Source organism: Exobacillus caeni, assembly GCF_005747095.1.
In the GTDB taxonomy this organism is placed as follows: domain Bacteria; phylum Bacillota; class Bacilli; order Bacillales; family Guptibacillaceae; genus Exobacillus; species Exobacillus caeni.
Genome location: NZ_SWLG01000003.1, coordinates 194211 through 206256, shown reverse-complemented (window position 1 = coordinate 206256; position 12046 = coordinate 194211). Strand labels below are relative to the sequence as shown.

Here is a 12046-nt window from a genome sequence, read left to right as displayed (position 1 = left end):
GATTGCTTTGTTTACCTAAAAGATATTATAACAAAGAAATTCGCTATTTTAAGACAAATTTTTATTACATTTATGTTTCAATATCTACGAAATATGACACAAAAACGTTATTTTTCCATATTTCTTTTTGTAACAAAAAAGAAACGTTGAAAAACGCTTCTTTTTAGGGGGTTATTCTTTTTTATCCGCTAACCACGCTGCAAGGTTATCTGCCTCATCACCTTCGACAAGGCCAGCAGGCATCTGCCCTTTGCCGTTTTGAATAATAGATACTATTTCATCCTTACTATATTTGCTTCCTATTGCAGATAGTTTTGGTCCGATGTTTCCCTGCAGGTTGTCGCCATGGCAGCTTGAACACTTGGTGTTGTAAAGTGCCTGGGCAGCTTCTGCATCATATCCAGCAGCCTTATTTTCCCCTTCATCTGCAGGTTCTTGCGCTTCATCGGGTGCCTGTTCTTCCTGGTCTGGTTCTTCGTTGCCACCTTGATCTCCGCCTCCACATGCTACAAGGGAAAAAGCAAGAAAGGTTCCCATCAAAATCGACAAAAGTTTCTTTGCCATGCCTACTCACTCCTATACTCAAGCATTTCTTTGATAGGTTAACCAGATCTTCCACTTTTATTCTCTTTTAAACCCCTCACCAAGCACCTCGGTTGCACTTGCCACGATTACAAATGCTGATGGATCAACCGCTTTTACAACCTGCTTTAATTTAGTAACCTCATTTTGATTCACAACACACATTAAGATAGGGCGCTCGTCATTAGTAAAACCGCCTTTTCCAGAAATCTGCGTTACTCCCCTGTTGACTACTTCGAAGATTCCCTTTCTCATTTCGTCTTCTTTTTCAGAAATGATAAGAGCCATCTTAGAATAACTGAAGCCTAACTGGACGATATCAATCGTTTTCCCTGTCAAGTACATACCGATCAAAGCATATAAAGCCTGTTCAAAACTGAAAACAAACGCAGAAGTTGCGACAATCAGTCCATCGATCATGAAAACACAGGCACCAAGTGAAAATCCAGTATATTTATGGATAATTTGAGCTGCCAGATCCGTTCCGCCTGTTGATGCTTTTCCGCGGAACACAATACCCAGACCGATCCCAACACCGATTCCGCCAAACAGCGCTCCCAAAAGCGGATCGAGGGTAACTGCAGGGAAATCTTCCGATAAATAAACGACAAACGGGAGAAAAAGTGTACCAACAAGGGTTTTGGCTCCGAACTGCCGTCCAAGTAAAATAACGCCGCTAATAAACAAAGGAATGTTAAATGCCCACTGAACGTAGGAAGGTTTCCATTGAAACACTCCATATAGAATTGTACTTATTCCACTTACTCCGCCCGATGCGATTTGATTGGGCAGCAAAAAAAGGTTAAAAGCCAGAGCGACAAACGCTGAACCGATCAATACATAAATATATTCCAGGGTTACATGTAATTTAGGATCCATTGTAGTATATTTCTTTTTCATCGCCATCATCATTTTTATCACCGCTTAATTGTCCGTATTCTTAGGTGCTTGTCCTGTTCTGTTTAAGCAAACCTTATTGAGTATATCACCGGCTTTTTTTAGTGTAAACAGCGTCAAATCAACGTGGTAAAGAGGTGAAAATTGATTGATTTTTTCGTCTTTTTATCATCTGTTCTTCCTATTATCTTTTGTAAAGCCAAAAAAAATAACCTCTATAAACTAGAGGCTACTTTGCTTCATTATTTAATTTTGAACGAAGGTAAGCATCGATAAACGGATCGAGCTCACCATCCATTACCGCCTGTGTGTTTCCGATTTCTGTATTTGTACGATGGTCTTTAACAAGGCTGTATGGGTGGAAAACGTAAGAACGGATCTGGCTTCCCCAGCCTATTTCTTTTTGTTCACCACGAATTTCCGCCAACTGGGCTTCCTGTTCTTCTATTCGCTTCTGATATAGTTTTGCTTTCAGCATCTTCATTGCCCGTTCCCGGTTTTTAATCTGAGAGCGTTCTGTTTGGCAGCTCACTACTACATTTGTAGGCAGATGAGTGATTCGCACGGCAGAGTCAGTAGTGTTTACGTGCTGGCCGCCTGCACCACTGGCACGATACGTGTCGATTTTAAGATCTTCTGTTTTGATATCAATTTCAATTTCATCATTAAATTCCGGCATTACTTCACACGATACGAAGGAAGTATGCCTTCTTCCACTTGAATCAAAAGGAGAAATTCTAACGAGACGATGAACTCCCTTTTCCGCTTTAAGATAACCATATGCGTTATGTCCCTTGATCAACAGGGTTACACTTTTAACACCGGCTTCATCTCCAGGCAAGTAATCCATCGTTTCTACTTTAAAGCCTTTTCTCTCCGCCCATCTTGTATACATTCTGAGGAGCATGGAAGCCCAATCCTGAGACTCTGTTCCTCCTGCCCCCGGGTGCAGCTCGAGAATCGCGTTGTTTTTATCATAGGGCTCACTTAATAGTAGAGTTAGCTCATAATCGTTTAATTCTTTTTTTAGAGTCGTGATTTCTTCTTCAAGCTCTGAACGCAAATCCTGATCTTCTTCTTCTTTTACAAGCTCGTATGAAACATCAAGATTCTCATATTTTTCATGAAGCTCTTCAAATTGATTGACCATCTCTTTGATCGCGTTAGATTCATTGATAACAGACTGTGCAGCGTTCTGGTCATCCCAGAAGTCGGGAGATGTCATTTGTTCATCTAGTTCAGCGATTTTTTCCTTTTTAGTCGAGAGGTCAAAGAGACCCCCTGAAGTCATTTAATCGTTTCTCGATGGTTTGAAGTTCACTTTTAATTTCAGCTAATTCCATATTGAACACCTCATCTAATCATTGTCATTAGTACTTTATTATAGCTTTTTAACATTATTCTAAAACCTGCATTAACTAGATAAGCTTTTTCGCTCTTCCTGAAAGTGAAGCCACTCACGAAATCGACCACTTTCTAATCGAAAGAACAGGTAGATGCTGATGCACCTACCCTACGTTCTTACGCATTTGCTCCGTGGCAGTTTTTGTATTTTTTGCCGCTTCCGCACGGGCATGGGTCATTTCGTTTGATGTCCTGTTTTTTGCGGACAGGCTTTTTCTTTGTGCTTCCTTCTTCCTTAGGATTCACTGCTTTTCCTTCGGCAACCTTTTCACGCTGAAGGTTGCTTTCGATCTGTGCCTTCATAACATAAGTTGCAACTTCCTCCTCGATCTCGGCGACCATATCTTCGAACATTTGGAATCCTTCAAATTGATATTCTCTTAGCGGATCGTTCTGGCCGTATGCACGAAGGTGGATTCCCTGACGCAATTGATCCATCGCATCGATATGATCCATCCATTTGCGGTCAACACTTCGAAGTACGATAACTTTCTCAAATTCGCGCAGGCGTTCTGGCTCAATTTGCTGTTCTTTTTCATCATAGATTTCTTTTACTTTTTCCATATAAAGCTCGATCATTTCTTCCGGATCAAGCTTTTTCAGTTGATCAACCGTAACCATTCCTTCATACATAAACGTACCGTTAGCATGATCCACGATCGCCTGCAAATTCCAATCTTCTTCAATTTCTTGCTCTGGTGTATGAATCCGTACAAGGCGCTCTACAACAGAGTGGATCATTTCTTCAACTATTTCACGTAAGTTGTCTGATTCAAGCACTTCTGCTCTTTGCTTATAGATAACCTCGCGTTGCTGGCGCATCACATCGTCATATTGAAGCAACTGCTTACGGGCATCGAAATTGTTACCTTCTACACGTTTTTGTGCAGATTCAACTGCTCTTGAGACAAGTTTGCTTTCAATCGGCTGATCTTCTTCCATGCCCAGGCGATCCATCATGTTCATCATATTTTCAGAACCGAAACGGCGCATTAACTCGTCTTCCATCGAAATGTAGAAGCGTGATGCACCCGGATCTCCCTGACGACCGGAACGACCTCGAAGCTGGTTATCGATACGACGGCTTTCATGGCGCTCTGTTCCAAGAATGAATAATCCGCCAAGCTCTCTTACGCCTTCACCAAGTTTAATATCCGTACCACGGCCGGCCATGTTTGTTGCGATCGTAACCACGCCTCTTTGCCCGGCGTTCTCTATGATCTCAGCCTCACGCCCGTGATTTTTCGCATTTAACACATTATGAGGTATTTTATTCTTCTTCAAGACATCTGAGATTAACTCTGAAGTTTCTACTGCAACTGTACCCACAAGGACCGGCTGCCCTTTTTTATGGCGCTCAGCTATTTCCTCCGCCACTGCCTTAAATTTTCCTATAGTAGACTTATAAACGAGGTCAGGGTTGTCTTCACGAATAATCGGTCTATTCGTCGGGATCACAATAACGTTCATATTGTAGATGTTACGGAATTCCTCTTCCTCAGTTTTTGCCGTACCGGTCATACCGGCAAGCTTTTCATACATACGGAAATAGTTCTGAAATGTGATCGTAGCAAGCGTCATACTTTCACGCTGGATTTCCAGGCCTTCTTTTGCTTCAATCGCCTGGTGAAGTCCATCGCTGTATCGGCGTCCTGCCATTAAACGACCTGTAAACTGGTCAACGATCACAACCTCGCCTTCCTGCACAACATAGTCGGTATCGCGAAGCATAATAACATTGGCTTTAAGCGCCTGGTTAATATGATGGTTTAAAGCAACATGCTTGTAATCATATAGGTTGTCGATGTTAAAGAATCGTTCAGCCTTTGTGATACCTTCTTCAGTAAGCTGGACGTTCTTTGTCTTTATATCGATCGTATAATCTTCTTCTTCTTTCAAAGTTCTGACAAACGTATTGGCCTGTGTGTAAAGGACAGTAGACTTTTCAGCAGAACCGGAAATGATTAAAGGGGTCCTCGCTTCATCGATCAATACGGAGTCAACCTCGTCAATGATTGCATAATGAAGAGGGCGTTGCACCATCTCTTCCTTATAAAGGACCATATTATCCCTTAAATAATCAAATCCAAACTCGTTGTTTGTTCCGTAAGTGATATCCGCATCGTATGCTTCTTTTTTCTCTTCCTTAGACAATCCGCTGATGTTCAAACCAACAGACAGTCCAAGGAAATTATATAATTCGCCCATTTCTTCTGCATCACGGCTTGCGAGATATTCATTGACCGTAATGACATGGACGCCCTTACCTGTTAAAGCATTTAAGTAAACAGGCATCGTAGCTGTCAGTGTTTTACCTTCACCGGTTTTCATTTCAGAGATGTTGCCTTCATGAAGGGAGACAGCACCCATGATCTGTACCGGATACGGCCGCATCTTCAAAACACGCTCAGCGGCTTCTCTAACAACAGCAAACGCTTCAGGAAGAATCTTGTCCAATTTTTCTCCCTTTTCAATACGCGATTTAAATTCTTCCGTTTTATTCTTAAGCTCTTCATCCGATTTCTTCTTCATCTCATCGGAAAAAGCTTCAACTTGATCTGCAATCTTTTGTAAACGACCTAACTGACGTTCATTGCTGTTTGGCAATATTTTCTTCAATATACCTATCATAACTAACGCGCTCCTCTTTCTGTAAGGAATGGATGAAAGATCTATATTGCTTAAAATTAATCCCATTACTATTAATACATGTACTCATTTTAACAATTCCCTCCACTCCATACAAGGAAATTAACAATGCCCGCCCTATATTTTAACATTATTATCCAATTAAGCTTGTTTTGAATTATTAACCTGGCTCTTTTCTAAAAGATTGTTGTTTTTGCACAAAAGCGATAAACTGCGACGCAATTACAGCATTGATTTCTGCTCCGGCAGTTCGCTTTCCGCGGGCAACGCTTCAGCTTCCTCAGCAAAAACCGCTTCCTGTGGGATCTTCAGCTGTTGCTTTTCCCGCAGGAGTCGGCTGCCCCCTGCACCAATCAATTGACGTTTTTCAATGATGTGGAAGTCAAAGCACCGATCGGCGAAGGAAGTACACGTAGACTCCTCGAAAATGAACATCACATTTTCTTCGTGTGGTGGGTGAGCCAAAACCAGAAAGGCGTTTCGTGCGAACGAGGAGGCTCAGCGCGACGTATCAGTCAGCAGTAACTGGCGTCGCAGTTCCTCTCTATTGTGAATCTTATTAACAACAAACCATGCGAATAGATCCATTTATTTTAGTGTTCAACAGCAAAAGAGCACAACCCTATGGGTTGCGCTCTAGTACTTCTATTCGTCTTTTTCAATCAAACCATATTTTCCATCTCTGCGTTTATATACAACATTTGTATCTCCACTAACAGCATTAGAGAAAACGTAGAAATTATGGCCCAGCATATCCATTTGTAAAATCGCTTCCTCTACATCCATCGGTTTGAGGGTAAAACGCTTTTTCTTTACAACTTCTAAATCCTCGTCTTCCTCAACCGGAATGCTCGTATCATTACGGAACATATATTTTACGCTGCCTTCCTGGCGAAACTTGCGATTAACTTTCGTTTTATGTTTACGGATTTGTCTTTCAAGCTTTTCAACAACAAGATCGATTGCTGCATACATATCAGCGTGTTCTTCCTCTGCTCGAAGCAAAAGGTTCGGCATCGGAATTGTTACCTCGATCATCTGTTGTTCGTTATATACTTTCATATTGACGTTCACATCTGAATTCGGTGCAGTATCAAAGTAACGTTCTAGCTTACCTACTTTCTTTTCAGTATAATCTCTTAAAGCTGGTGTCACCTTAATATTTTCTCCGCGAATGTTAAAATTCATCATGTAGAACTCCTCCTTCCGTATACTTATATTTTTCGATATTCCCTACCCCAATACCTTCACAAACTTGTAATTATTTTTGACATTCTTTTCACTTTTTCTTTACCAGTTCGACATGTTTTTCACAAAAAAGGTGAGATGTGTCATAGAAATTAGTTACTTTCTTATTGGCTCTGTCAGAGAGGGTTGTTAACTTTTATTCAGCTTTGCAGTCCTCGCGCTTGTTATGTGTTCTCGAATGCTTACATACAAGCTTTTCCACCTCCGACAATAATAAGAATCTGGTCATTGGAAGAGCATAGAGGTATCGCTTCGTTGTCTCATTTTCTAAGATATTAAAAACCAGAAAAACAATATTATTCATTATTATAGCTTTCTTGTTAATTCACAAAAAAGCTATCTGTATCTTTTGAAAAAGTGTTAAATGAATTATCAATCCTTTAAATAAAAGTTTTATTTCGTGTAAAAATTCTTACATGTAACAGGAAAGGTTAACAAAAATAAAACCCCTGAACTAATTAGTCCAGGGGTATCGTTTGAATATTAGAAAGGTCTATTAAATGCGTTCCACATTTGCAGCTTGAGGGCCGCGAGCTCCTTCTACGATTTCAAACTGTACTTCTTGTCCTTCTTCAAGGGATTTAAAGCCGTCCATGTTGATCGCGGAGAAATGTACGAAAACGTCATCTCCGTCTTCACGCTCGATAAATCCAAAACCTTTTTCTGCATTAAACCATTTTACTTTTCCTTGCATCAATTCACATTCCCTTCAAAAATCTTTGCGGCCTTGCCACACTTCAACTATAAGCCTTGCTATCTCGTTCGTCAAAGGGGTGATTTTGTAGATTATGGGCGAATCTTAGCGTACCGGACAAATACTTTTCGACAAAGCCGTTCATCCCCTTGCAACAGTAAGAGAGTATGCTTTGTTGGCCCCCTTATTCAACAATTCTTTAGCTGCGTTTCTTATCGTAACGCCAGTAGTATAGATATCATCTACCAAAAGGACGTTTTTTTCTTCTAAATCAACATTATCTATGCACTTAAAGAGCGATTGGTTTATTACAGCAAGCCTTTCCCTTCTGTTCTTTTTACTCTGTTTTCCTTCATGGGAATCTCTGATCAAAATCTCTTTTAATTGGACATCAAGCAATTCCGCTAAAACCTTCGCCTGATTGAACCCTCGTTCATACAATCGTTCACTGCTTAAAGGAATAGGGACAACAATAACATCATTCGGGAATTCTAATTTGAAGAGAGTTTTTAGAGGGGACATAAATGGAGAAACCATCACAGCATCACCTCGAAATTTAATGCGAGACAAAATGCCTTTTAGAAAATCATTATATTGGTAAACAGATCTATTTTTAACAAGCACTCCAGCCCATCCCGGCTCATCTTCCCACCTGATGCAATCAAGGCAAAGCTCTCCTTTTCTGAATTCCTTCGACAAATTGTTGAGCATCCTACCACAAATACGACATATTTCCCCGGAAATAGATAGCAATGACTCCCTGCATTCAGAGCAAATACCATCGTTAGTCGACATTCCTAAAAGATAACGCCAGTTAAAGTCATTGAAATATCTACCCTCGCACCATAAACAATAATGATCACCTGTTAAGATATCCATCCTTTTCTTTTCGCCTCCTCGTTCATCGATTGGATATGGTTCTCTGCTCCTATCATTGAAGAAGTTTTACCATAATGAAAGAAAACAACATCTCCGGTCGGATAATCCGCACTTCTGCCAGCCCTTCCAGAGATTTGAACGAGGGCGCTTTCTGTAAAAATGTTATCCTCCGCTCCTAATACTCCTACACTGACATTAGAGACCGTTATGCCTCTTTCCAAAATAGTAGTTGTAATCAATACGCAAGTTTTTCCTTCACGAAATCTTTTTACCTTTTCATGCCTGCCAGGATCCTCAGCGTGCACAGTCTCCACATTCTGAAGCTTAAGTTTCACACTATCAAACACGCTTTCAAGCAAGTTAACTGAGGGTACAAACAAAAACACCTGGCTATTCTTTGCAATCTGCTCAGTTAGCCAATTGTTAACTTGCTCCGGTATCGCTCCTCTTTTCAGATGTTTTCGCCAATTTCCACACCATCTAAACGCAGGTACAGGCAATGGAAGTCCGTGATATCTCGCTGGAATGCGGACCGATGTTATCTCTCCCACATCTGCCTTATTCCTCAAGTCCTTATCGGGAGTTGCACTTAGATAAGCTACAGTTGCATCATTTTTACCCGCTTTTAAAACAGCAAATTTTAATGAATCGTCAATAGAGTACGGAAACGCATCCACTTCATCTACAATCATTAAGTCAAAATGATTGTTAAATCTTAACAGCTGATGGGTTGTAGAAATTACAATTTGGCCTCTTTCTTGTAGTTCTTCGCTCCCTCCATGTAAAGAAACTACTTCCACCATTGGAAAAGCCTTTTTAATTCTTGGTGCTAATTCTATCACTACGTCTGTTCTCGGAGCTGCCAGGCAAATGCTTTGTCCCTTACTGAGTGCTTCCGAAATCCCTTCAAATAATACTTCTGTTTTTCCAGCCCCGCAAACAGCCCATATCAGTAATTTTTCACGGCTTCCAATACACTTTACAAATAAGTCAGCGGCAGTCTTTTGTCCTTTAGAAAGTTTTCCGTTCCACTCCATTTTATAATCTTCATTCCCAAACAACATTTCTGGTCCTACCCATTCTACCAATGGAGTACACTGGCTGATCCGCTTCATCATGATGCAATTCCGGCAATACATACATTCCCTATCACACCTGGCACATAGGAAAGAAGCGAACAAATTGGCCTTATCATTCCCGCACCTTGTGCAGTAAAAACGTTCATTTAGTTGATTGATAGGTTTTACAAACGTTATGTATCCATTCAAGTAATGCTCATAGATTGTATTTATTGAGAAAGGGAGCTCTTCCAAAAGCAACTGTTTGCCGCTAAGATATCGTTGTATTTGCTTTGAGTAAGTGAAAGAAGGAGTTACAGGAGGGGTATCCCAATAAGGGATTTGGCTGATTGAAGCTACAGGGGAATCTACTATTACTTCTTTACTGGAAAGCTTTTCAGGAACCAGTAACGTTTGGCCTTCATATAAAAAGGAGGCGAACTTCATGATGTTGCCTCCAATGATATGTAAATTAATTTATACATGATACCAGCCCAATCCTAGTGCCCCTTCACCAAGGTGCGTGGCAATAACAGGACCAAAGTAACTGACCGATACGTCAACATTTGGATACTTAGAGGTAATTTCCTCTTTTAGCTTCTCGGCTTCTTCCGGTTGATTCGCATGGATAACGGTTGCTTTGATCTTTTTTCCCTTTACAGCATCTTGATCGAACAACTGAAGAATTCGGTTAAATGCCTTTTTCCTTGTGCGGATCTTTTCAAAGGGAACGATCACTTTATCTTTAAAAGTAAGAACAGGTTTTATTTGGAGAAGATTGCCAACTACTAGCTGTGCTGCGTTTAATCGTCCTCCACGATGAAGATGGCTCAAATCATCTACCATAAAATACGCTTCCGGTTCACTACTTTTTATTTCTTCCAGGCGGTTCATGATGGAATTTGCATCTTTACCTTCAAGAGCCATTCTCGCAGCTTCAATAACATAGAAGCCCTGCACCATGCAGCTGATCTCCGAATCAAAGACATAAACTTCTGCCCCTTCCACCATCTGGCCAGCAGAAATAGCCGATTGATAGGTTCCGCTTATCCCGCTTGAAAGTGTAATCGTTATAATCGCATCATGGTTTTTTGAAAGTTTCTCATATGTATCAACAAAATATCCGATCGAAGGTTGCGACGTTTTTGGAAGTTCATTATCACGTTTGACCTTCTCATAAAAGTCACTTGCTGTAATTTCTGCCTCTTCCTCATAAGATTCGTTTCCAAAAATAACGTTAAGAGGCACCATTGTAATTTCCAGATCTTTTCTTATCTCTTCTGGTATATAGGCAGTGCTATCCGTTACAATAGCAACCTTTTTCATAAAAATCCCTCACTTTTCTCCGTGCTGGCTATTCCAACCTAATACTATGTTAATTGTACATGAATTGTAGACTCATTTCACCGTAATTTTTCTTCTCTTTGATTCCATTAGAAAAACTAGTTTAATGACATTTCTATTTTTTACTTTTAAGAGATAAAATAGCATCCATTCTACCATCGTTAGTAAAGAGGCATCACATTTTAAATAAGTTTTAAGAGAAACAGATGGATATGGAAGATTTTTGTAGTAAGAAGGAAGCTATATTTGTCAATACACTGTAATCTCATAAATACACCCCTGTCACAGTAAGCGTGTAAGATAGCAATCAGATAAAACAAGTTTAAAAATTTAACCAGGGGGAATTATTTTATGTTTAAGAAAGTTATTGTAACTTCGGCTTTAGCGGGGACATTATTTTTAGCGCCAAATGCAGGAGAAGCAGCAATGGGAGACTTTACATTAAATAAAGGTATTAGCCACAGTGACGTTACAGAATTGCAAAATGTTCTGAGCGAAAAAGGATATTTTGATTACCATACTTCGACAGGTTATTTTGGAACTATTACTGAATCTGGAGTGAAAGAATTTCAGAGAGATGCTGGAATCACAGTTGACGGTATCGTCGGGCCGCAAACAGTCGCAGCGCTAAAAGGAGCTTCTGTTCAAACAACAACTAGTTCAAATGATTCTTATAGCGGAACTTTAAGACAGGGGTCACGTGGACAAGCAGTATCAAGCCTGCAATCCAAATTGAGCAAAAAAGGATATTACAATTATGCGGTTGACGGAGTATATGGACCGGTTACTGCAAGTGCTGTACGTAGCTTGCAGAGCGATGCAGGGATCGCTGTTGACGGTATTGCCGGACCACAAACTTTCGGAGCGTTAAACGGTTCAACAACTGCATCTGTCGCACAATCAGCTCCAGAAGCATCTGTTAAAGCGGCATCAACTTCTATGTCAAGCGTGATAGAGACAGCGAAACGCTACCAGGGAGTCCCTTATGTATGGGGAGGAACTTCTCCATCTGGATTTGATTGCAGTGGGTTCTTGCAATATGCATTCAAGCAAAACGGAATCAGCCTTCCAAGAACGGTCGCTTCCATGTGGGGTGCAACAAGCAGAGTTTCAAGCCCGTCAGTCGGAGACCTGGTATTCTTTGAAACTTACAAACCGGGTCCATCACACGCTGGAATCTATCTTGGAAACGGAAAATTCATCCACGCTGGTTCATCTCGCGGAGTGCAAATTAGCAGCCTGGATAACCCTTACTGGGCACCGCGTTACCTTGGAGCAAAAAGAGTATAAA

11 protein-coding genes are annotated in these 12046 nt (G+C 40.7%); 1 reads left to right on the top strand and 10 read right to left on the bottom strand.

Annotation, left to right across the window (positions count from 1 at the left end; genetic code table 11):
* Positions 1-171: 171 nt before the first annotated feature.
* The 10 genes from cccB to FCL54_RS05040 all read right to left on the bottom strand — a co-directional run bounded on the left by cccB (position 172) and on the right by FCL54_RS05040 (position 10737).
* Positions 172-564 carry a cytochrome c551 gene (gene cccB / locus FCL54_RS05085; protein WP_138123869.1) on the bottom strand — a complete coding sequence of 131 codons (393 nt, stop codon included), beginning with the start codon at positions 562-564 and terminating at the stop codon, positions 172-174.
* Between the two features lie 57 nt (positions 565-621).
* Complete coding sequence (locus tag FCL54_RS05080) at positions 622-1482, bottom strand: YitT family protein (protein ID WP_138123867.1); 861 nt, start codon at positions 1480-1482, stop codon at positions 622-624.
* Between the two features lie 226 nt (positions 1483-1708).
* Positions 1709-2822, bottom strand: a protein-coding gene (gene prfB, locus FCL54_RS05075; RefSeq protein WP_138123865.1) for a peptide chain release factor 2 whose coding sequence is annotated in 2 segments (ribosomal slippage) — positions 1709-2749 and positions 2751-2822 — 1113 coding nt in all. Because the reading frame shifts where the segments join, the coding sequence is not laid out codon by codon here.
* Between the two features lie 178 nt (positions 2823-3000).
* Positions 3001-5514: a preprotein translocase subunit SecA gene (secA, locus tag FCL54_RS05070; RefSeq protein ID WP_138123863.1), complete on the bottom strand. Its 2514-nt coding sequence runs from the start codon at positions 5512-5514 to the stop codon at positions 3001-3003.
* Between the two features lie 240 nt (positions 5515-5754).
* Positions 5755-5967 carry a hypothetical protein gene (locus tag FCL54_RS05065; RefSeq protein WP_138123861.1) on the bottom strand — a complete coding sequence of 71 codons (213 nt, stop codon included), beginning with the start codon at positions 5965-5967 and terminating at the stop codon, positions 5755-5757.
* A gap of 210 nt (positions 5968-6177) precedes the next feature.
* A complete protein-coding gene (gene hpf, locus FCL54_RS05060; RefSeq protein ID WP_138124001.1) occupies positions 6178-6720 on the bottom strand; it encodes a ribosome hibernation-promoting factor, HPF/YfiA family in 543 nt (180 codons plus the stop codon).
* Positions 6721-7276: 556 nt separating this feature from the next.
* Positions 7277-7477 carry a cold shock domain-containing protein gene (locus FCL54_RS05055; RefSeq protein WP_171016687.1) on the bottom strand — a complete coding sequence of 67 codons (201 nt, stop codon included), beginning with the start codon at positions 7475-7477 and terminating at the stop codon, positions 7277-7279.
* Between the two features lie 138 nt (positions 7478-7615).
* Entirely contained in the window at positions 7616-8173 is a 558-nt protein-coding gene (locus FCL54_RS05050) for a ComF family protein (RefSeq protein WP_171016686.1), read from the bottom strand.
* 167 nt (positions 8174-8340) lie between these two features.
* A complete protein-coding gene (locus FCL54_RS05045) occupies positions 8341-9858 on the bottom strand; it encodes an ATP-dependent helicase ComFA (protein ID WP_138123855.1) in 1518 nt (505 codons plus the stop codon).
* 30 nt (positions 9859-9888) lie between these two features.
* On the bottom strand, positions 9889-10737 hold the full coding sequence (locus tag FCL54_RS05040; protein ID WP_138123853.1) for a DegV family protein: 849 nt from the start codon (positions 10735-10737) through the stop codon (positions 9889-9891).
* 369 nt (positions 10738-11106) lie between these two features.
* Here FCL54_RS05040 and FCL54_RS05035 point away from each other — a divergent pair, with 369 nt between their 5' ends.
* Complete coding sequence (locus FCL54_RS05035) at positions 11107-12045, top strand: C40 family peptidase (protein WP_138123851.1); 939 nt, start codon at positions 11107-11109, stop codon at positions 12043-12045.
* Position 12046: the final 1 nt, after the last annotated feature.

Coding starts and splice junctions, on each gene's coding strand:
- FCL54_RS05065 (WP_138123861.1), bottom strand. CDS start 5,967: ATGTTCATTTTCGAGGAGTCTACGTGTACTTCCTTCGCCGATCGGTGC.
- cccB (WP_138123869.1), bottom strand. CDS start 564: ATGGCAAAGAAACTTTTGTCGATTTTGATGGGAACCTTTCTTGCTTTT.
- FCL54_RS05040 (WP_138123853.1), bottom strand. CDS start 10,737: ATGAAAAAGGTTGCTATTGTAACGGATAGCACTGCCTATATACCAGAA.
- FCL54_RS05045 (WP_138123855.1), bottom strand. CDS start 9,858: ATGAAGTTCGCCTCCTTTTTATATGAAGGCCAAACGTTACTGGTTCCT.
- FCL54_RS05080 (WP_138123867.1), bottom strand. CDS start 1,482: ATGAAAAAGAAATATACTACAATGGATCCTAAATTACATGTAACCCTG.
- hpf (WP_138124001.1), bottom strand. CDS start 6,720: ATGAATTTTAACATTCGCGGAGAAAATATTAAGGTGACACCAGCTTTA.
- secA (WP_138123863.1), bottom strand. CDS start 5,514: ATGATAGGTATATTGAAGAAAATATTGCCAAACAGCAATGAACGTCAG.
- FCL54_RS05035 (WP_138123851.1), top strand. CDS start 11,107: ATGTTTAAGAAAGTTATTGTAACTTCGGCTTTAGCGGGGACATTATTT.